The sequence below is a fragment of the Limnohabitans sp. Rim28 genome (genome assembly GCF_000293865.2).
In the GTDB taxonomy this organism is placed as follows: Bacteria; Pseudomonadota; Gammaproteobacteria; order Burkholderiales; family Burkholderiaceae_C; genus Limnohabitans_A.
The window spans coordinates 1-19,476 of the sequence record NZ_ALKN02000009.1; the positions used below are offsets into that span (position 1 = coordinate 1).

Annotated in this window: 19 protein-coding genes; 7 read left to right on the top strand and 12 right to left on the bottom strand. The window is 61.7% G+C overall.

Going from position 1 to position 19,476, the window contains the following annotated elements; translation table 11 throughout:
* Positions 1 to 144 precede the first annotated feature (144 nt).
* On the bottom strand, positions 145 to 465 hold the full coding sequence (locus B472_RS11105; protein WP_026039543.1) for a DUF3579 domain-containing protein: 321 nt from the start codon (positions 463 to 465) through the stop codon (positions 145 to 147).
* 187 nt (positions 466 to 652) lie between these two features.
* On the opposite strand from B472_RS11105, the gene B472_RS11110 reads away from it, so the two are divergent.
* The 6 genes from B472_RS11110 to B472_RS11135 all read left to right on the top strand — a co-directional run bounded on the left by B472_RS11110 (position 653) and on the right by B472_RS11135 (position 7,268).
* On the top strand, positions 653 to 1,855 hold the full coding sequence (locus B472_RS11110; RefSeq protein WP_019426994.1) for an aspartate aminotransferase family protein: 1,203 nt from the start codon (positions 653 to 655) through the stop codon (positions 1,853 to 1,855).
* Positions 1,852 to 2,820, top strand: a complete 969-nt coding sequence (argF, locus tag B472_RS11115; RefSeq protein WP_019426995.1) for an ornithine carbamoyltransferase — start codon at positions 1,852 to 1,854, stop codon at positions 2,818 to 2,820. Before B472_RS11110 ends, argF begins: the two co-directional genes overlap by 4 nt.
* Position 2,821: 1 nt before the next feature.
* Positions 2,822 to 3,130 (top strand): YkgJ family cysteine cluster protein, encoded by a 309-nt coding sequence (locus B472_RS11120; protein WP_019426996.1) that lies wholly within the window; start codon positions 2,822 to 2,824, stop codon positions 3,128 to 3,130.
* 24 nt (positions 3,131 to 3,154) lie between these two features.
* Complete coding sequence (kynU, locus tag B472_RS11125) at positions 3,155 to 4,450, top strand: kynureninase (protein WP_019426997.1); 1,296 nt, start codon at positions 3,155 to 3,157, stop codon at positions 4,448 to 4,450.
* Positions 4,451 to 4,536: 86 nt separating this feature from the next.
* Positions 4,537 to 5,004, top strand: coding sequence for a (2Fe-2S)-binding protein (locus B472_RS11130; protein ID WP_026039544.1), 468 nt, complete (start codon positions 4,537 to 4,539; stop codon positions 5,002 to 5,004).
* Complete coding sequence (locus B472_RS11135) at positions 5,001 to 7,268, top strand: xanthine dehydrogenase family protein molybdopterin-binding subunit (RefSeq protein WP_019426999.1); 2,268 nt, start codon at positions 5,001 to 5,003, stop codon at positions 7,266 to 7,268. The genes B472_RS11130 and B472_RS11135 overlap by 4 nt, the downstream gene beginning before the upstream one ends.
* Positions 7,269 to 7,441: 173 nt before the next feature.
* Here the strand turns inward: B472_RS11135 and B472_RS11140 are convergent, their stop codons facing one another.
* The 6 genes from B472_RS11140 to B472_RS11165 form a co-directional block, all read right to left on the bottom strand.
* Positions 7,442 to 8,128 (bottom strand): dihydrodipicolinate synthase family protein, encoded by a 687-nt coding sequence (locus B472_RS11140; RefSeq protein ID WP_019427000.1) that lies wholly within the window; start codon positions 8,126 to 8,128, stop codon positions 7,442 to 7,444.
* Positions 8,129 to 8,260: 132 nt separating this feature from the next.
* Positions 8,261 to 8,968: an HpcH/HpaI aldolase/citrate lyase family protein gene (locus B472_RS11145; protein ID WP_019427001.1), complete on the bottom strand. Its 708-nt coding sequence runs from the start codon at positions 8,966 to 8,968 to the stop codon at positions 8,261 to 8,263.
* Positions 8,965 to 9,858: an amidohydrolase gene (locus B472_RS11150; protein ID WP_157951975.1), complete on the bottom strand. Its 894-nt coding sequence runs from the start codon at positions 9,856 to 9,858 to the stop codon at positions 8,965 to 8,967. Before B472_RS11150 ends, B472_RS11145 begins: the two co-directional genes overlap by 4 nt.
* Complete coding sequence (locus tag B472_RS11155) at positions 9,851 to 10,810, bottom strand: tripartite tricarboxylate transporter substrate binding protein (protein WP_019427003.1); 960 nt, start codon at positions 10,808 to 10,810, stop codon at positions 9,851 to 9,853. Before B472_RS11155 ends, B472_RS11150 begins: the two co-directional genes overlap by 8 nt.
* Before the next feature lie 12 nt (positions 10,811 to 10,822).
* Positions 10,823 to 11,524, bottom strand: a complete 702-nt coding sequence (locus B472_RS11160; RefSeq protein WP_019427004.1) for an aspartate/glutamate racemase family protein — start codon at positions 11,522 to 11,524, stop codon at positions 10,823 to 10,825.
* An 11-nt stretch (positions 11,525 to 11,535) separates the two neighbouring features.
* Positions 11,536 to 12,504, bottom strand: a complete 969-nt coding sequence (locus tag B472_RS11165) for a tripartite tricarboxylate transporter substrate binding protein (protein WP_019427005.1) — start codon at positions 12,502 to 12,504, stop codon at positions 11,536 to 11,538.
* A 143-nt stretch (positions 12,505 to 12,647) separates the two neighbouring features.
* Here B472_RS11165 and B472_RS11170 point away from each other — a divergent pair, with 143 nt between their 5' ends.
* On the top strand, positions 12,648 to 13,577 hold the full coding sequence (locus B472_RS11170) for a LysR family transcriptional regulator (protein ID WP_019427006.1): 930 nt from the start codon (positions 12,648 to 12,650) through the stop codon (positions 13,575 to 13,577).
* 28 nt (positions 13,578 to 13,605) lie between these two features.
* On the opposite strand, the gene B472_RS11175 is transcribed toward B472_RS11170, so the two are convergent.
* The 5 genes from B472_RS11175 to B472_RS11195 all read right to left on the bottom strand — a co-directional run bounded on the left by B472_RS11175 (position 13,606) and on the right by B472_RS11195 (position 19,414).
* Positions 13,606 to 14,835, bottom strand: coding sequence for a lytic murein transglycosylase (locus tag B472_RS11175; protein ID WP_019427007.1), 1,230 nt, complete (start codon positions 14,833 to 14,835; stop codon positions 13,606 to 13,608).
* Positions 14,832 to 16,067 (bottom strand): FAD-dependent monooxygenase, encoded by a 1,236-nt coding sequence (locus tag B472_RS11180; protein ID WP_019427008.1) that lies wholly within the window; start codon positions 16,065 to 16,067, stop codon positions 14,832 to 14,834. The genes B472_RS11175 and B472_RS11180 overlap by 4 nt, the downstream gene beginning before the upstream one ends.
* 54 nt (positions 16,068 to 16,121) lie before the next feature.
* Complete coding sequence (locus tag B472_RS11185) at positions 16,122 to 17,117, bottom strand: aldo/keto reductase (protein WP_019427009.1); 996 nt, start codon at positions 17,115 to 17,117, stop codon at positions 16,122 to 16,124.
* A 163-nt stretch (positions 17,118 to 17,280) separates the two neighbouring features.
* Positions 17,281 to 18,243 (bottom strand): MBL fold metallo-hydrolase, encoded by a 963-nt coding sequence (locus B472_RS11190; RefSeq protein WP_019427010.1) that lies wholly within the window; start codon positions 18,241 to 18,243, stop codon positions 17,281 to 17,283.
* Positions 18,244 to 18,391: 148 nt separating this feature from the next.
* A complete protein-coding gene (locus tag B472_RS11195; RefSeq protein ID WP_019427011.1) occupies positions 18,392 to 19,414 on the bottom strand; it encodes a S9 family peptidase in 1,023 nt (340 codons plus the stop codon).
* Positions 19,415 to 19,476: the final 62 nt, after the last annotated feature.

Below are 19,476 nucleotides of genomic sequence, written 5' to 3' on the forward strand. Positions count from 1 at the left end.
CCATCGCCGGGCTCCTCATGACTCGCTTCGCTCGCAGAAATCGTCACCCGGCGATGGCCCCAACTCAGCGAGAGGCATTGCAATCTGTCGAATCTAATCGCGCTGGCAACAAAAAACCGCCCTTGGGAGGTCGGTTCTCGGCTCTTATTTTTTGGGGGGTGGGTCGGGCAATAAACAGGCTTCTGCCACTTGCAGGCCATTGTCTCTGGCGAAGTTCATCACAAAGTCCCAAGCCATGACATCGTGGTCACGCAGGTCATGGTGGACCACCACGCATTTCACGTTGCCCATGGTGGTGGGAATGCACCAGGGCGAATAGCTCAAGTGGCTGCCTGGAACAGCGCCGCCGGGGCGAAACTGGCTCATCACCCCTGCCAAACGCTCAGCCCAATCACTGGGTCTGAAGGTCTTTCCGTCATGGGTAATGCCCTGGATAAAGACTTCTTTAACGGAGTTAGAAACCATCGGATAGAAGGGTTGAAGTGGACGCCAAAAACACCAGGATCACCGCTGTTTGAGTTGAATCAGTATTATATCTTATATAAGACTTGAGCCTATCCTCAAGACCCCAGAAGCCGCAGGCATCTGCCTCTAAAATATTCACTCAACGGCCCCACACCATTGGGCCGATTTTTATTTCAGGAGTTCACGCATGTCCGCTCACATTGAAGCCGCCTCACCGCACACCATGAACACCTATGGCCGACTGCCGATCGCACTCAGCCATGGTCAAGGTTGCCGTGTCTGGGACGTCAATGGCAAGGAGTACCTCGACGCATTGGCGGGTATTGCCGTGAACACCCTGGGTCACAACCACCCAGAGCTGGTGCCCGCCCTGCAAGACCAGTTGGGCAAGATGATCCACAGTTGCAACTACTTCCATGTGCCCAACGCCGAAGTGCTGGCGGCCAAGCTGGTCGAGCTGTCGGGCATGACCAACGTGTTTTTCTGCTGCACGGGCTTGGAAGCCAACGAAGCGGCCATCAAACTGGCGCGCAAGTTCGGTCACGACAAGGGCATCGAAAAGCCCGAAATCGTGGTCTATGAAAAAGCCTTCCACGGCCGCAGCATCGCCACCCTGAGCGCCACCGCCAACGAGAAACTGAAAAAAGGTTTCGGCCCCATGCTCGACGGGTTTTTGCGGGTGCCGGTCAACGACATCGACGCCCTGAAAAAAGCCACCGAAGGCAACCCCAATGTGGTGGCGGTGTTCATGGAGACCATCCAGGGTGAAGGCGGCATCAACCCCATGCGCATCGAATACCTGCAGCAAGTGCGCGCCCTGTGCGACCAGAAAGACTGGCTCATGATGATCGACGAGGTGCAGTGCGGCATGGGCCGAACCGGCAAGTGGTTTGCCCACCAGTGGGCGGGCATCGTGCCGGATGTGATGCCGCTGGCCAAAGGCTTGGGCTCGGGCGTGCCGATCGGCGCGGTGGTGGCGGGCCCCAGGGCCGCCCACATCTTTCAGCCCGGCAACCACGGCACCACCTTTGGCGGCAATCCACTGGCCATGCGCGCCGGCGTGGAGACCATCCGGATCATGGAAAAAGACGGCCTGATGGCCCATGCAGCACGGGTTGGTGACCATCTGCGCGCTGCCCTTGAAAAAGCCCTGGCAGGGGTTCAAGGCATGAAAGAAGTGCGCGGCCAAGGCCTGATGCTGGGCATTGAGCTGGACCGGCCTTGCGGCGCCATATGGACACGGGCCGCCGAAGCCGGTTTGCTGTTGAGTGTCACGGCCGACAGCGTGATCCGCCTGGTGCCCCCATTGATCATGACCGAGGCCGAGGCCGACGAAGTGGTCGCCATTTTGGTGCCGCTGATCAAAACCTTTTTGGCAGAAACCGCATGAGTCTGACCCTACCGGTGCCAGTTCGGCACTACCTGCAGTTCACCGACCTCACAGCCGATGAATATGGGCATGTGTTTGCCCGCGCAGCCGAGATCAAGCGCAAGTTCAAGGCCTACGAAAAGTACCACCCGCTGGCCGACCGCACACTGGCCATGATTTTTGAGAAAGCCAGCACCCGCACCCGGGTGAGTTTTGAAGCCGGCATGTACCAACTGGGCGGCTCGGTGGTGCACCTGACCACCGGCGACAGCCAACTCGGCCGCTCCGAGCCGATTGAAGACAGCGCCCGAGTGATCAGCCGCATGACCGACATCGTCATGATCCGCACCTACGGCCAAGACAAGATCGAGCGCTTTGCTTCTCACTCGCGCGTGCCCGTCATCAACGGGCTGACCAACGAGTTTCACCCCTGCCAAATTTTGGCCGACCTGTTCACGCTGCTCGAGCACCGGGGCCTCGATGCCCAAGGGCTGCCCGATCCGTCTTATCTCAAGGGCAAAGTGGTGGCCTGGGTGGGCGACGGCAACAACATGGCCAACACCTGGCTGCAAGCGGCCGAATTGCTGGGCTTTACGGTGCACCTGAGTACGCCCAGCGGTTACGAAGTGGACCAAGCCGTGGCCGGTTTGCGCAGCGCCGACAGCTACAAAATCTTCAAAGACCCCGAAGACGCCTGCCGAGGCGCTGATTTGGTCACCACCGACGTGTGGACCAGCATGGGCTATGAGGCTGAAAACGAGGCCCGTAAAAAAGCTTTTGCCAACTGGTGCGTGGACGAAGCCATGATGCAAGTGGCCAAGCCCGACGCCCTGTTCATGCACTGCTTGCCCGCGCACCGCGGCGAAGAAGTCAGCGCCGAAGTCATCGACGGCCCACAGTCGGTGGTCTGGGACGAAGCCGAAAACCGCATGCATGTGCAAAAAGCGCTCATGGAGTTTTTGCTATTGGGCCGCGTGAAGGCCTGACATGTCTGTCTGCACCACCTGCGGCGCATGCTGCGTGAGTTTCCGGGTGGACTTCTCGGTCTGCGAATACGAAGAAGGCGGCGGCCATGTGCCTGCAGGCCTGGCCTCGCCCATCACCGAGCACACCTGCCGCATGCGTGGCACCGACCACAGTCCACCCCGTTGCGCAGCGTTATACGGAAAGACGGGGGAAAAAGCCATTTGCGGCATCTACGAATGGCGGCCCTCGCCCTGCCGTGAGTTTGAAGAAGGCAGTCCGGCCTGCGAACAAGCACGACGACGCCACGGCTTGCCCTCACTGAACGCTTGATGTCGTGCTTCAATTTAGCCCACCATGATTTTCACCCCCACCTTGCAAGACTGCGAACTGCTGGACGCACAAGACCCACTGCGGTCCCTGCGCCACCAATTTGACCTTCCTGCAGGCGTGATCTACCTGGACGGTAACTCGCTGGGCGCACTGCCCAAAAACGCCCCGGCGCGCGTGGCACAGGCCATCACCCATGAATGGGGCCACGACCTGATCAAAAGCTGGAACAGCGCAGGCTGGTTCACCCTGCCCCAGCGCGTAGGCGACAAAATTGCCCGCGTCATCGGCGCGCAAGCAGGCGAAGTGATTGCCGCCGACAGCACCTCGATCAACCTGTTCAAAGTGCTGGCCGCCGCACTGCACATCGCCGCCGCCGACCACCCGCATAAAAAGAAGATCGTCAGCGAACGCAGCAACTTCCCTACGGACCTCTACATCGCCGAAGCCTTGTGCCATGAACGCGGCTACACGCTTCAATTGGTCGAAGCTGACGAGATCGCCGCGGCCCTGAAAGCCGATGTGGCGGTGCTCATGCTCACCCATGTGAACTACCGCACCGGCGCCATGCACGACATGCAGGCCCTCACCGCGCAGGCCCGCGCGCAAGGCATCCTGACGGTTTGGGACCTGGCGCACAGCGCGGGCGCGGTGCCGGTCGACCTGAACGGCTCGGGGGCCGACTTTGCCGTGGGCTGCGGTTACAAATTCCTCAACGGAGGCCCCGGAGCACCTGCCTTTGTGTGGGTGCACCCGCAGCACAGCGACCGCCGCGACCTGCCATTCATGCAACCGCTGGCCGGTTGGTGGGGCCATGCCGCGCCCTTTGCCTTCACCCCTGATTACCAACCCGCCAAAGGCATCACGCGCTTCCAATGCGGAACACAGCCCATTCTGAGCCTTACCGCGCTCGACTGCGGACTGGACACCCTGTTGGCCGCCGAGCCACTGGGCGGCATGGCCGCACTTCGCCAAAAATCGCTGGCACTCACAGGCCTTTTCATGCAGCTTGTGCGCTCGCGCTTGCACAACCACGGCTTTGGCATCGCCACACCGGCTGAGGAAGCGCTGCGCGGTTCGCAAGTGAGCCTGACCCGCGCCGAGGGCGCCTACGCCATCGTGCAAGCCCTGATCGCGCGTGGCGTCATCGGTGACTTCAGGGCTGGTGATGGCGGCTTGCACGCCGACATCCTGCGCTTTGGCTTCACGCCGCTTTACATCGGCTATGCCGATGTGTGGCAGGCCGCAGAGCATTTACGCCAAGTCATGCAAAGTGGCGAATGGCAAGATGCCGGCTTTGCACTCAAAAATGCGGTGACTTGAAAGGTACGCCATGTGTTCTTCACCTGATGCAGGCATAAAAATGAGCTCATTTGTCCTATGACGACATCATTCACCGGAAAAACACCTTGCAACTGAACATCAACGGCCTAAGCCACACCACAAGCGCCGACCCGAGCATGCCCTTGCTCTGGGTGCTGCGCGACGAACTGAACCTGACGGGCACCAAATTTGGCTGCGGCATCGCCGCTTGCGGGGCCTGCACAGTGCACGTGGGCGGTCAGCCTGTGCGCTCATGCGTGATGCCCGTGTCTGCTGTTGCATCTCAAAAAATCAAAACCATCGAATCCTTGGGCACGGCAGAAAAGCCCCACCCCTTACAAGCCGCGTGGATTGCCGAGCAGGTGCCGCAATGTGGTTACTGCCAAAGCGGCATGCTGATGGCCGCTGCCGCCCTGCTGGACCAAAACCCCCAGCCCAGCGATGCCGACATTGACGCCGCCATGACCAACCTGTGCCGCTGCGGCACCTACCAGCGCGTGCGCGCCGCCATCCACCGGGCAGCGGTGCAAATGAAAAAAGGCGGTGCCGCATGAAACGCCGCACCTGGTTACTCAGCGCCCTGGGCGCGACCGGCGCATTGATCGTCGGCTGGGGCGTCATGCCCGCACGCTCGCGCTTGGGCGCACCCGAACTCATGCGCCAAACCCAAGGCGATGTCGCCCTGAACGGCTGGATCAAAATCGCTGCCGACGGCGCCGTGGTGCTGGCCATGCCGCGCAGCGAAATGGGTCAGGGCGTGCACACGGCGCTGGCCATGTTGGTGGCCGAAGAACTGGACATGCCACTGGGCCGCGTGCGCCTGGAACAAGCCGGCGCCGACAGCATTTATGGCAACGTGGCCATGCTGGTGGCCAGCCTGCCCTTTCACCCGCTGGACAGCGAGGGCGAGCACAAGCCCACCAAGATCAAGATGGGCGAATGGCTGGTGGGAAAAATCGCCCGCGAATTGGGCATCAACGCCACCGGCGGCTCGTCCTCCATCGCTGACCTGTGGGACCCTTTGCGCATGGCCGCTGCCACAGCACGCGCCAGCTTGCTGCAAGCCGCTGCGGCGGCGTGGCAAGTGCCCGTCAGCGAAATCACCGTGGCCTCAGGTGTGATGCAACACGCTTCGGGTCAATCTGCGCACTACGGGCAGATGGTGGCCGCTGCTTCAGGCAGCACGCCCTCGGGCATCCAAACCAAATCGCGTGAAAAGTGGCAGCTCATCGGTCAACCCGCGCCGCGCACCGACATCCCGGCCAAAGTCACAGGTCAAGCCCAGTTTGGTGCCGATGTGCGCCTACCCGGCTTGCTGTTTGCCGCCGTGCAGATGTGCCCCATGCTGGGCGGCAGCGCTGCGTCCATGGACACCAAAGATGCTTTGGCCCTGAAGGGCGTTTCCAAAGTCGTGCCGCTGGACGCTTGGGGCGGCGGTACCGCGGGCTTGGCCGTGGTGGGTCAAACCACTTGGCACGCCCGCCAAGGCGCGCAGGTCGTGAAAGTGAAGTGGCAGGCCCCGGCCACGGGCGCGGTGGACACCCAACGCATCCAGGCCGACTTGCTCAAGGCCTTGAACAAAGACAGCGGCTTCACCTTCCACGAGCAAGGCTTACCCACACAGGCCGAAAAAGCCGCCGCCAACCGCATCGATGCGCTGTACCAAGCGCCCTATCTGGCTCACGCCACGATGGAGCCCATGAACTGCACCGCGCAAGTCAAAGATGGCAAGGTGGAGATCTGGGTGCCCACGCAAGTGCCGCAAATGGCCCGTGACATGGCGGCCAAAGTGGCCAAGGTCGATGTGACACAAGTCACCGTTCACGTCACGCAACTGGGCGGTGGTTTCGGGCGTCGTCTGGACGTCGACTTTGTCGGCCAAGCCGTGCAAGTGGCCATGGCCTGTGAGGGGCAGCCGGTCCAGCTGAGTTGGTCACGCGAAGAAGACATGAAGCACGACTTTTACCGGCCCATGCACCTGGCCAAGTTCCAGGCCTCGCTCGACGACAAAGGCGAAGTCAGCAGCTTGCGCATCAAGTCGGCCGGTGACGCCATCACCCCACGCTGGATGGCGCGTGCAGCGCCCCACTTATCAGGCCCCATCGACATGCCCGACAAGACCACCTCGGAAGGCCTGTTCGATTTGCCCTACGGTTTTGCCAGCCAGCACATGAGCCATGTGGCCACCAAGTCCGGCGTGCCCGTCGGCTTTTGGCGCTCGGTTGGCCATTCGCACAACGCCTTTTTCTCGGAAAGTTTCATTGATGAGCTGGCCGTTGCCACCCAACAAGACCCGCTGGCCTTCCGCCTGAAGCTGTTGAAAGACGTGCCGCGCTACGCCGCTGTGCTGCAGTTGGCGGCCGACAAAGCGGGCTGGGGCAAGCCCTTGCCCGCAGGCCTTGCGCGGGGCATCGCGCTGCACAGATCCTTTGGCGCCATCGTGGCGCAAGTGGCCGAAGTGTCCCTGGCCAAGGGTCAGATCCGCGTGCACCGTGTGGTCTGTGCCATCGACTGCGGCACCGTGGTCAACCCCGGCACGGTGGCCCAACAAATGGAAAGCAGCGTGGTCTATGCCCTGAGCGCCGCGCTTTTCGGCAAGATCGACATCGTGGGCGGCGTGGTGCAACAAAGCAACTTTGGGGATGCACCCATGCTCACGCTCAGCCAGACCCCTGTGGTGGAAACCCACATCGTGCCCAGCACCCGCCACCCGGCTGGCGTGGGCGAACCGGCGGTGCCGCCACTGGCACCGGCAGTGGCCAATGCGCTGTTTGCTTTAACAGGCAAAAGGCAAAGGGCTTTGCCGTTGATGGCGTGATCCCCACATCGGCGCTCTCTGGTATGGAGATCGGTGGCTTTGGCCCAGACAGGAAGGCAAACCAAAGGCCCGCAAGTTGAAGCTCAAGCTCCGCCCTACAACAGGTCATCCAGGAGTTCAGTTTGCAGCTGCTCGGCCGTTGGCAAACTGATGATCAGTTTTGGGGATGCCCCTCAGCGCGGATACCCCTCCATCCCAAAGCCCACAGCACCCAACGCACGCCGTAGCGACGCAGCCGCCTCCTCGTCGAGCCCGCACAAAGGCGGGCGCACCCTCGCCCAATCCGCATGGCCCGAGTGTTCTGCGGCTGTGCGTTTCATGGCGGCAATCTTGGGCGTCGCTTGGAAGATTTTGCGGATTTGATCGGCCTGCTCCTGCAGCATCATCCCATCAGGCATGTTCCAGCGGTCAAACAAAGCCTTGATGCCCGACGGGTTCACGCTCACCGTGGCGCTGATGCAGCCTGCCCCGCCAAGGGCCAAGGAAGCGGTCAAAAGGGATTCACTGGCCGGAAACACCGCAAAGCCGATGGGTGCAAAAGCTTCGATCATGGCACGCGAGTTGGCCCAATCGCCCGACGAATCCTTGGCGCCCATGATGGTGTGCGGATACCGTTTGATCAGCCGCTCAATCAAGGACATCGTGAGCGGCACCTGCGTCATCTGCGGGATGTGATAAAGGTAAATGCCCAGCTTGTCGCTGCCCACCCGCTCGATGATCTCGCTGTAATACGTGAACACCCCCTCTTCAGACCCACCTTTTTCCAACAGGTGGTCGGTCAGGTGCAGGCACTCATCCACCGACAGCGATGCGGCTTCAGAGTTGGTGCCAAAAATAGCAAGCCCGGCACCATGGTTCACCAGCCAACGACAGTGGGCCGTGAAGCGCTCAGCGTCGGACGCGAGCGCGCGGTCAAAGGGCGTGATGACAGGCGCATAGACGCCTCGAAGGGGTTGTGCCGTGGTGTCTGTCCAAACTGTTGGATGGCTTGATCACTTCTTCATCACAGCATTGAGCTCGCGCAGGGCGCGATCGAGCAGCCACTCGACCGGGAAGTACAGCAAGGTCGCCCCCGCCTGCTTGAAGCCCTCGAGCTGCGCCCAATTGGCTGGCATGCCAAACACCTTGCCCGCCTGCTTCAGCCGCTGGCTGACCTCGGCAATCGTGGCCATCACTTCGGGCGTCTGCGCGCCGCGCTTGCCCATGATGCTGTAGGCCAGGTCGTTGGGGCCCACCAAGTAAGCATCCACGCCCGGCACGGCCATGATCGCATCCAGGTTACGCACCGCGTCCACAGTCTCGATCTGCACGATCACCGATTTTTTCAGCGCCTGCTCGCCGCAAGCGTAGTGCATGAGTTCGACCACATCGGCCGCGTCCTGGGCAGTGTTGATGTGCGGCACCACCAGCCCACAGGCTTGCCGATCCAGGTACTGCACCAGGACCTGTGGGTCCTTGGACCAGCTGCGCACAATGGGCGCCAGACCCGCCACTTGGGCGGCGCGGATCATGTCGGTCGCAACGTCCAGGCCGATGCCGGAGCGTTCACAATCAATGAAAGCAAAGTCGGCGCCAGATGTCGCCAGGGCCTTGAGGATGTCGGGGTTGCGACCGCCCACGTTGACGGCGATCACGGACTGGCCTTCGCGCAGTCGCTGTTGGCCAGGGTAAATAGAAGCAGAGGGGGGAGCTGAGGTCATGGATATCCGTAGAGTCGGGCTGGGTTATCGACCAGAATGGACTGGAGCAACTCCGGCGTGCCCAACCAGTCCAGAAAAAGGTTGAACAGATCACCATCGTTGGGCATTGCGCTTTTGATGAAGACGTGCGGCCAATCGCTGCCCCACATCAGGCTTTGAGGCACCTCTTGCAGCAGACGCGTCGCGACGGGGTGCACACTGGGGTAGGGGCTGGCTTCTGTCGTCAGTCGGTAGGGCGCGGTCAGCTTGATCAGGGCGCGACCGGCACGCGCCAGTTCGACCAAACCTTCAAACCCGGCGCCAAATCCCAACTGCGTGGGCACATAGCCCAGATGGCCGAATACCAACTGGACCGGCAGGTCACCCAGTTGCTGCGCGAGGTCGGGGAATTCGTTGACGTGCATCAAAAATTCGATATGCCAGCCCAACGGCGCGATGGTGGCCGCCAAGCGGCGCAGCCCCTCCATCGGCAACTGCCCTTTGCCGTCCTTGAGGTCGACGATGTTGCAGCGCACGCCGCGCACCCCCAGGGCATGCAGCTCGCGCACGCGCTGGGTGTCCACGTCAAAAGGCACCACCGCCACGGCGCGAAGACGCACCGGGTCTTGCGCCAAGGCTTCGAGCATGGCGCTGTTGTCGGTGCCATAGACGCTGGGCTGCACCAGGACCGCGCGCTCGATGCCCAGAGTATCGAGCATGTGCCGAAATTCATGCAACGGCGCCTGCGGCGGGTTGTACAGACGATTGGCCACCAGAGGAAAGAGCGAACGAGGCCCGCAGACATGGGCATGTGTGTCGCAAGCATGGGCCGGAATTTGGATCCGCGGCTTTTGGGGGTGCGGATCGTGTGCCTCACATTCGGGCAGGTCGTCGAGGTTCGTGTCAGTCAATCTTGGCTCCTGTTTCCTTAACGACCTTGCCCCATTTGGCGACTTCGTCACGCAAAAAGGCAGCATATTCGGCCTGGCTGCTGGTGTAGGCATCGGCGCCCTGCTCGCTCAGGTACTTGCTCATGGCGGGCTCCTTGACGATGCGCACGACAGCGGTGTGGATCTTGGCTGCGATGGCCGGCGGCAAATTGGCCGGGCCCACCAGGCCAAAGAAGCCACTGGCCTCATAACCCGGCAAGCCCGAGTCGTTGATGGTGGGCACCTCCGGCAGCGCCGGGATGCGTTGGCGCGAGCTCACGCCCAAGGCCTTGATCCTGCCGCTCTTGATGAAGGGCACAGCCGAGGGGGCGGTGGCCAAGGAGACCTGCACATGGCCGGCGACCAGATCGGTCATGGCCTGGGGTCCGCCCTTGTAGGGCACGTGCAGCATCTTGGTGTCGCTCATGGTCTTGAACATCTCGGCAGACAGGTGGGGCTGACTGCCGTTGCCGGCAGAGCTGTAGCTCACCGGCGCAGACGTGGTCTTCAGGTATTGAATCAGTTCGCGCGTGGTGTTGGCCGGAACCGAGGGATGCACCACCAGCACCTGGGCGGTCTCGGCCACCAGAGTGAGGGGCGTGAAGTCCTTCAGGGGGTCATACGTCATCTTGGGATACAGCGTGGCGTTGATGCTGTGCGCGGTGGAGGCCATCAGCAGGGTGTAGCCGTCGGGCGCAGAACGCACCGCATGCTCGGCGCCGATGTTGGCGCCGCCACCGGGTCGGTTGTCAACCACCACGGGTTGCTTCCATTCTTCCGAGAGCTTTTGGGCCAGCGCGCGGGTGATGATGTCGGTTGTACCGCCGGCTGGAAAGGGGACAACGATGCGCACCGGTCGGTTCGGGTAGTCCTGCGCCTGAGCGGCAAAGGTCAGGCAGGTGGCGGCAAGAACGAAAAGGCGACGGAACGACATGCGGTAGACCTTTCAAGAATTTTGGAAGAGGCGACCAGCCCCAAGTACCACCCGCATATCACGGAGGCTTCGCAGAGTCCCCCACAGAGCGGCCTGGTTACTGGTGATGACGGGTACTCCGGTTTCGGCTTCCAGCGATGAGATGATGTCCAGCGTGCGGAAGTTCGAGCAGCTGATGAAGAGGGCCTCGGTCTCAGGGCGCATCACTTCATGCGCCAGCGCCTTGACAGCTTCGGTCGAGATGGCCGCGTGCGATTGTGTGCCCAGGCCCTTGATGGCCAGCACGTCGAACCCGTCGGCCTGCAAGTACTGCGCTACCCGTTCATTGAGCCAAGGTTCATAGGGCGAGGCCACGCTGATGCGGCGGGCCGACACGGCACGCAAGGCCTTGGCAATCGACGACGACGAAGTGGTGCACGGCACGCCTGTCAGCTCGCTCAACTCCTGGGCCTGAGCCAGGTCTTCCTGCGGCGTCTTGAGAAAGCCGCTGGCGGTGCAGCCGTGGCAGATCGCGTGAACCTTGGCATGCGACAGCAGCGTTGCAGCCGCCGGGGCTTGGGTGCTGAGCCACTTCAAACTGCTCTCGGCGTCGTCGGTGTGCTTGATGCGCTGGGCATGGATGGACAAGGAGGGGTCGGCCATGCGCTGGAACTCGTATTCCATGACCGTGTTCCAGGAAGGAACGATGATGCCGAGCTTGTGTTGCCAGTTCACAGGGTGGTCCTTCAGTCGAGTTTGATGTTCTTGTCACGAACGACCTTCGCCCAGCGCTGTAGGTCTTCACGAATCAGTTGTGAGAACTGTGTCGGCGTGCTGGCGGCCGCCTCGACGCCCATGGTGCCGAAGGACTTGAGCACAGCTTCGTCTTGCAGGGCCTGCGTGGCCGCACGTTGCAGCACAGCGATCACCTCAGGCGGCGTACCCGCTGGGGCCACCAGACCGGTGAAGTTGCTCAACACCAGTTCCTTGAGCCCGGCTTCCGTAAAAGTAGGCACCCCAGGCATGGCCTTCCAGCGCTCTGCTGAAGAAACGCCCAGGGCTTGAACCTTGCCCTGCTCGATGAAGGCCAGCGACGAAGTGACCTGGTCAAAGAGCACATCCACCCTGCCGGCGATCACATCCTGAAGGGCCGGGCCCGCCCCTTTGTATGGCACATGCAACAGGTTGGTGCCCGTCAGCGCCTGGAAGTACTCGCCCACCAGTTGGTTGGAGGTGCCACTGCCGGCGGAGGCCATGGTGAGCCCTCCGGGTTTTTGTTTGGCCAAAGCAACCAGTTCCTGCACGTTCTTGGGCCCGAGGCCAGACCGGGTGACCAGAACGAAGGGCACGCGGGCCAGCTGACTCACCGGGGCAATCCCCGACTGGGGGTCGTAAGGCCAATCCTTGAACAGGTTGGGCGCCACGCTCAGAGAGCTGTTGGAGCCCATCATCAAGGTGTAGCCGTCGGCCGGCGACTTCATCGCAAACTCCGCGCCCACCTTGCCGCCGGCGCCCACCTTGTTTTCTATGACCACCGGCTGATTGAGCAGTCGCGACATGGACGCGCCAACCACCCGGGCAGTGACGTCCACGTTGCCGCCCGGTGCGAAGGGCACCACGATGCGAATGGGCTTGTTGGGGAAAGTCTGTGCCTGAGCCAAAGGCGCAGTCAGGCCCAAGCAAAGAAGAACAGTGCGCAAAAACAAAAGTTTCATGAGATGTCCGGTCCTGAAAAAAGGGGCAAAAAGCGCTGCACGACCCCTAGTCTAGGAAGCGCCCAAGGGTAAGGTCCAATAGCATTTTTAGAGTAATTCCATAACAATTCGTTATCGGCGCAACCCACCCTAGCCCTTTTGACATGGACCTCAGACAACTGCGTTACTTCATCGCCTTGGCCACGCACCAACATTTCGGACGGGCCGCCAGCGTTCTTCACGTGGCCCAGCCTGCGCTCAGCCGCCAGATCCGGCTGCTGGAGGAGGAATTTGGCGTACAACTTTTTGTGCGCCATGCCCGTGGCGCCACGCCCACCGAGGAGGCTCTCTTTTTGCTGGAGCGCGCCTCTTTCCTGGTGCGTTACGCCGAGCAGATCAAACAAGACATGGGTGCCCGCCAACGCGAACCGAGCGGCTCGGTGTCGGTCGGTTTGACGCCTGGCTTGGCGCTGCTGCTCACACTGCCCCTGACGCAGGCCATCGAGCAACGCCTGCCCGGCGTGCGGCTGCGGATCGTCGAGGGCTTCCCGCCCACCCTGCGCACCCTGTTGCTCGAAGGCGGCGTGGACGTGGCCATCCTCAACCCCCCTTACGAGCCGACCAAGCTGCTGGGCGCGCCCCTGCTCACGGAGCAGATCTGCCTGATTGGCCGTGGCGGTGATCCGAAACTCAAGGTCCGCAGCATCTCCCCCGCCAAACTGGCGGGCCTGCCGCTGGTGATGACAGGTCTGGCCAAGTCGGGGGTGCGCATGGAGCTGGACCTGGCCGCCGCCCACGCGGGTATCAGCCTGAATCAAACCGTCGAAGTGGCCACACTCGACGTGGCCAAACGCTTGGTGATGGCCGGTGTCGGCTACACCGTTCACTTCGCCGCCCCCGTTCAGCCTGATCTGGACGAAGGCCACTTGGTCGCCGTGCCGATCCGGGGCCTGTACCTGCGCAGATTCCTCGCGCGTGCCGCTGAGCGCCCGCTTTCTCGGGCCACGGAGGAAGTGATCACCACCATTGGCCACGTTGTCCAAGATTTGGTGAACAGCGGGGGCTGGTTGCACGCACGCCTGGAAATTTCATGAGTCTGGCGATAGACGACCCAGCGGGCACTCAACCCCCACGCAAAGCCCTGAGGATTTTTTGGCCACCACGGCCATTGGCCTCGTGGCCCAGGCGTTGCTGTTCGGCGCGAATCGCCTGGCGCGATTTGTCGCCCAGCATCCCGTCGATGGGGCCAATGTCGTGACCGCGCAGGGTCAGCAGGCCCTGCAACTCACGTCGCTCGGCCCGCGACAGGCCTGCGTCGTCGGTTGGCCATGGCGTGGCGAATGGGCCTGCGCCGCGCAGGCGGTCACTCAGGTGGGCAATCGCCAATCCATAGCTTTCGGCCGCGTTGTAGCTGTAAAGCGCATCGAAGTTACGCGTCACTAAAAACGCTGGGCCGTTGGCACCGGCCAAGGTCAGCAAGCCCACTGAACCCAAGCTTTCTGGCAAGGCTGAACCATCGGCGCGCCGAACGCCCCGAGCTGTCCAATCGGCCACTGGGCGTTTGGTTCGACGCCCCTCCCCTGCCCAAGAAATGCCCGTGGGGAGCTTCACCTCGATGCCCCACGTCAAGCCACTTTGCCAACCGGCACGGGCCAAAAAGTTGGCGGTTGAGCCCAGCGCATCCACAGGGCTGTCCATCAGGTCGGCGCGACCGTCGCCGTCAAAGTCCACCGCCAAGCGTTCAAACGTGGTGGGCATGAATTGGGTGTGGCCAAAGGCCCCTGCCCAAGAGCCCACCAAGCGCTCGGGTGCGATGTGTCCGGCTTGCAAAATGCGCAGCGCCGCGAAAAATTCGCCCCTGAAAAAGCTTTGACGCCGCCCATGACACGACAGCGTGCCCAGTGCTTGTACCAGCGGGTATTTGCCAAAGGTCTGACCAAAATTACTCTCCACGCCCCACACCGCCACCACGGTGGCCGGGTCGACACCAAAGCGCTCTTCGGCACGCGCCAGCGCCTGGCGGTGCTGAGCCAAACGCGCAGCGCCATCGGCCACACGCTCGTCATCGACCAAGGCCGACATGTAATCCCAAATGGGCATGCGAAATTCGGGCTGGAAATTCAGCTTTTCGATGACGCTGAAGTCGGCCTGCAGCCCCGCCGTGTGACGCGCCCAAGTGGCGTCACTCACCTTTCCCGTGCGGGCGGCCGGACGCAACTCGGCCATGCAAGCTGACAAATCGGTGCTTTGCGCCCAGGCTGTAGGGCCAAAGCCAAAGGCGGCCAACACCGCGCTCATGGCTGCAGCACGCACCAAGGCTGTGGCGCATGGATGGGATGGACGTGGCGTCATGAAGAAAAGTCCCTGAAAGTGGATTGACTGTCCGAAATTGGCCCGCCGCCATACAACCAAGGCACATCCATCACCCGCTCGCCCAAAAGCTGCATCGACAGGTTGCGCCCCAGCGCCAGCGCACCTTGAGCATGGAAGATGCGGCCGTTGCGGATGGCACGCGCTTGCACCCGTGCGTTGCGCGCCCAGCGTTGATCGGCATAGGCCTGCAGCTTGTCGGGCACCGCCGCGCTGCGCTTGCTCAAGTTCTGCGCCAAGGCCTGTGCGTCTTCGATGGCCATGCCAGCGCCTTGGGCCAAATACGGTCGCATGGGGTGCGCCGCGTCGCCCAACAAAGCCACGCGGCCTTGGGCCATTTGGCCAGCAGCACTCAAGGGCGCACGGTCGTGCAGCGCCCACTGCCGCCAAGCGGGCACCGATGCCAAACGCTCGTGCAAATCGCGCCCTACCGCGCCCATGGCCTGCATCAGCGCCAAGGTATGCCCGACCTGGTCCCATCCTTGAGCTTCTTGGGCTTGTTCTGGCTTGACGCCATGCACGATGGCTACCAGGTTGAGCCACTGCCCGCTGCGAACCGGGTAATGCACCACATGCAGCCGCGGCCCCATCCACACGGTGACCTGGTCGCTGCGCAAGTGCCCGGGCAAATCGGCCTGGGCTACAAGTGCCCGATACGCCAGGTGCCCGGTAAAGCTTGGCGGGACGTCGCCCAGCATCTGCTGGCGCACCCTGCTCCACACGCCATCGGCCCCGATCAAGGCGCTGGCCTGCAGGCTGAGGCCTTGCGCCGTGTTCACTTGCAAAGCCGCTTCGCTGTCCAGCCAACCTTTCACGGTCTGACCCAGCAGCATGTCCACCCCAGCGCTCTGCGCCGCCCGGTGCAACAAGCCCTGCAAATCGGCCCGGTGGAGGGTGGCGTAAGGCGCGCCATACCTGGCCTGCGCCCGTGCGCCCAAAGTCAGCGTGCCCAGCACCCGCCCGGTTTGGGCATCACGCGCTTGCAAAGCCTCCGGGAAAGCGGCCACTTGCGACAGCGCTGCGCCCAAGCCCCACACCTGCAAAATGCGCGTCACATTCGGCCCGATCTGGATGCCCGCGCCCACCTCGCTCAGCTGCGGTGCGTGTTCCAGCAACTTCACCTGCACGCCGCTTTGGGCACACGCCACGGCAGCGGCCAAGCCGCCTATGCCGCCGCCCGCGATCACCACCTGTTTATGCTCTTGGCTTGCCATGCTTGGATTGTGCGGCAAACCCAAGTTTGGCCTGCTGCAAAGCATCAGGCAGTTTCAGCGCCCATTCATGGGATAGGAAGGATCGTTGTAACCTGGCGTGGACGGATGACCCTGAGCCACCAAGCTGTTCACCAAGGCTTCGTCTTCGGCGGTGATCTGCACCTGCAGCGCCCCGGCGTAGTCTTGCCACTGGTCCAAGGTGCGCGGGCCTGCGATGACCGCACTCACATGGCGGTTGGCCAAGACCCAAGCCGTTGCAAAGTGTGCCAAAGACACGCCTTTGCGCTTGCAATGCTGCAACAAAACTTGGGCCACCTGCAAGGACTCCTCGCGGAACTCGGTCTCCAAAATGCGTTTGTCACCCCGAGCGACGCGACTGCCCTCTGCAGGCGTCTGACCGGGGGCATATTTGCCCGTCAACACGCCGCGCGCAATCGGGCTGTAGGGCACCACGCCCAAGCCGTAGTGACCACAGGCCTCCAAAATTTCCACCTCGGGCAAGCGGTTGAGCAGGTTGTAATAAGGCTGGCACACCACAGGACCCGGCATGTTCATCTGGCGCGCCATGTTCACCATCTCGGCAATGCGCCACCCCCTGAAGTTGGAGACACCCCAATATCGAATCTTGCCGTCGCGCAACAAGGCCTCGATGGCCCGCAACGGCTCCTCCAAGTGCATGCCGTTGTAGTCGCGGTGCAGGTAATAAATGTCCAAGTGATCGGTGTCCAAGCGGCGCAAGCTGTCTTCGCAAGCACGCAGCATCCAACTGCGCGAGTAGCCTTGCTGGTTGGGATGGTCCGACATCGGGTTACCGACCTTGCTGGCCAAGACCCAGTGCTGGCGCTGACCCTTGAGGATTTGGCCCACCATCTCCTCGGACATGCCCCGTGTGTACACGTCAGCGGTGTCGATGAAGTTGCAGCCTTTATCGTAGGCATCGGCCACGATGGCGCGGGCATCTTCCAGCGGCGTTTGGTCACCGAACATCATGGTGCCCAAGCACAGGCGGGAAACTTTCAGGGGACTTTGGCCTAAGGTGGTGAATTGCATGGTTTCTCCGACAAAACAAGGCGTACCGCTTGCGCCATAGGCTCAAACTTTCGGTACTTCAACCATATTAGCCAAGCGCATGGCATGTGACTGTTCAAAACGGACACAAAAAAGCCCGCGCTGTTGGGCGCGGGCTTTGGGGGATGCCGCTTCTGAGATGGGCTCAGGCCACCGGCACAAACTGGTAACCATTGCCCGATGGGGTGATGGAACCAAAGGCCGGGAATGGGAAGTGAAAACCACCGGCCATCATTTTGTCTTTGACCAACATGTCAAAAATGCGGCGGCGGCTTTGGCGGGCCATTTCAGGGTTCATGTCAAAGAGCACTGCCCAATCAGGGTTGCGGGCAAACAAGGATGGCACGTTGGTGATGTCGGCCACATAGGCAAACGACTGGCCTTCAGAACGTGCCGTGAACAAAGTGTGGCCAGGGGTATGGCCAAAGGCGGCCACCGACTGGATGCCGGGGGCCAAGGTGCTGCCCGGCTCGAACTTGACCAATTGGTCTGGCGTCAAGCCCGTCAAGGCACGCTTGACGGCCCCAAAGGCCCCTTGCATCTGGGCAGGCGCTGCCGCGATGCGGGCTTCGTCCGTCCAAAATGCGTGTTCGGGCGCCGGCACATGCACGCGGGCGTTGGGGTAGACCAAATTGCCGTTTTTGAAGCGCAAGCCGTTGATGTGATCACCGTGAAAATGGCTCAACACCACGTTGTTGATGTCCTCAGGCTTGAAACCCGCTGCGGCCAGGTTGCCCAGCAACTTGCCCGTGGTGGGGGGGCCGTTGTCGGCAAAACCGGTGTCAAACAAATAACGCTGGTTGCCGTTGATCAACAAGAACGGGGTGTACGGCACATCGATGTAATCGGTGGGCAGGTTTTGCGAAGCCAGCAGCGCCTTGACTTGGTCGAGGGGTACAGCAGGCACAAACTCTTGGCCCAGTGGGCGGCGCACCGCGCCATCGTTCAGGGCAATGACCTCCATGGCCCCCAATTTCATGCGCCGAAAGCCCACCGAGGGCAAGTCGGGTGCGCCGAACTGGGGTGTGTTTTGGGACCAAACAGAAGAAAAGGTCAAGGCGGTGGCACTGGCCAGGCCTGTACCCAGAAAATGGCGGCGGTTAAGCATGTGTTCTCCAAAAAAGTGCTTCTACCTTACGCTTTACTTGGCCCCCGCCCCAAAGCCCGCAGATTGACCATGGTCTGTGCTCGGACATGCATCGGTGGGTCAAAGACGCACCCTGACTCAGCCTTCTGGGTCTACAAGCGCTCAAGATTCAGAGGTAACTCGCTTTGATGGCCTTCATCAGGTCAGCGACAAAACGGTTGGCTGCATTGGAACTCGCGCCAATCCAACCAAAGCGTTGCGAAGCCGTGGGGCCGGAACCGTAAGTGCGCATACCTCGATCGATCGGTCCCGCTAACAAACCATGGGCCGCTTCGTCGTAGAACCAGAACTCCACCGGCTGTCCCTCGGACTGGAGCTGCTCTCCCCATTGGAAAGGCGAAAGCCCCTGCGCCGTTGGATGGACCTGAAGGCTACAGCGTTGGGCCGTGCCTGGCGCCGCGCCTTCGGCGGGCAGATTCACCACACAGGGGTCGGTACGCAGGTGCATCCAGTCGTCTGCCGTTCTGCCGCCGTAATTGTCGATCTTGCCGAACACCATTTTCAGGGGCACCCGGATCTGATCCGGCATGCCAATGCCTGCCGAAGGCGCCCCTTCAGAAAACACCATCCGGACATGCGCCGGATCCACCACAGCGGCCATGTTCAGCGCCACACTGCCGCCGTTGGACAAGCCGTGGATGTACAGGCGCGTGGTATCAACGCGGGCGTTTTGACGAATCCAGTGGTAAGCCCCAAGGGTGGCTTTGAAGATCATGCGCTGGCGCGATTCATTGGTGGCGCCCGTCAAAAACAGCGCGGTGCCACGGTACTGAAAGCCGTTCATCTCATAGGCATCAAACAACAAGGTGGCCACACCGCGCGCATTCATCCGCCGAACCATTTCCTGCTCGGCAGATCCGGGTCCATTGCCCCCGTGGGCAATGATCATCAAAGGCGGCTTGTCGGCCAGCTTGTCCGCAAAAAGACCTGGCATCGACAGTTGAACGGAACGGTGGCAGGGATCGAACTCGGCCAATGGCCCTCGGACCCGATGAAAGCCGGGTCGAATTTCAAGCAACTGGGCCACGCCCGCGGGCGCTGGCCGACAATCGGATTGAGCTTGCGCAGAGGCCATCAAGGCCATGGCTGTGAGGAAAGCGCAGACCCTGAGGCCATGAAAAGCAAAAGCCATTGAGAAGTCTCCAAGGTGTTCTTGTGCCCCCCTAAAGAGGGAGGAAACTGGTCAAAGAATAC

Coding starts and splice junctions, on each gene's coding strand:
- kynU (WP_019426997.1), top strand. CDS start 3,155: ATGATTTTCACCCCCACCTTGCAAGACTGCGAACTGCTGGACGCACAA.
- B472_RS11145 (WP_019427001.1), bottom strand. CDS start 8,968: ATGACCTCAGCTCCCCCCTCTGCTTCTATTTACCCTGGCCAACAGCGA.
- B472_RS11170 (WP_019427006.1), top strand. CDS start 12,648: ATGGACCTCAGACAACTGCGTTACTTCATCGCCTTGGCCACGCACCAA.
- argF (WP_019426995.1), top strand. CDS start 1,852: ATGAGTCTGACCCTACCGGTGCCAGTTCGGCACTACCTGCAGTTCACC.
- B472_RS11155 (WP_019427003.1), bottom strand. CDS start 10,810: ATGTCGTTCCGTCGCCTTTTCGTTCTTGCCGCCACCTGCCTGACCTTT.
- B472_RS11165 (WP_019427005.1), bottom strand. CDS start 12,504: ATGAAACTTTTGTTTTTGCGCACTGTTCTTCTTTGCTTGGGCCTGACT.
- B472_RS11105 (WP_026039543.1), bottom strand. CDS start 465: ATGGTTTCTAACTCCGTTAAAGAAGTCTTTATCCAGGGCATTACCCAT.
- B472_RS11120 (WP_019426996.1), top strand. CDS start 2,822: ATGTCTGTCTGCACCACCTGCGGCGCATGCTGCGTGAGTTTCCGGGTG.
- B472_RS11190 (WP_019427010.1), bottom strand. CDS start 18,243: ATGCTTAACCGCCGCCATTTTCTGGGTACAGGCCTGGCCAGTGCCACC.
- B472_RS11175 (WP_019427007.1), bottom strand. CDS start 14,835: ATGACGCCACGTCCATCCCATCCATGCGCCACAGCCTTGGTGCGTGCT.
- B472_RS11195 (WP_019427011.1), bottom strand. CDS start 19,414: ATGGCTTTTGCTTTTCATGGCCTCAGGGTCTGCGCTTTCCTCACAGCC.
- B472_RS11135 (WP_019426999.1), top strand. CDS start 5,001: ATGAAACGCCGCACCTGGTTACTCAGCGCCCTGGGCGCGACCGGCGCA.
- B472_RS11185 (WP_019427009.1), bottom strand. CDS start 17,117: ATGCAATTCACCACCTTAGGCCAAAGTCCCCTGAAAGTTTCCCGCCTG.
- B472_RS11180 (WP_019427008.1), bottom strand. CDS start 16,067: ATGGCAAGCCAAGAGCATAAACAGGTGGTGATCGCGGGCGGCGGCATA.
- B472_RS11110 (WP_019426994.1), top strand. CDS start 653: ATGTCCGCTCACATTGAAGCCGCCTCACCGCACACCATGAACACCTAT.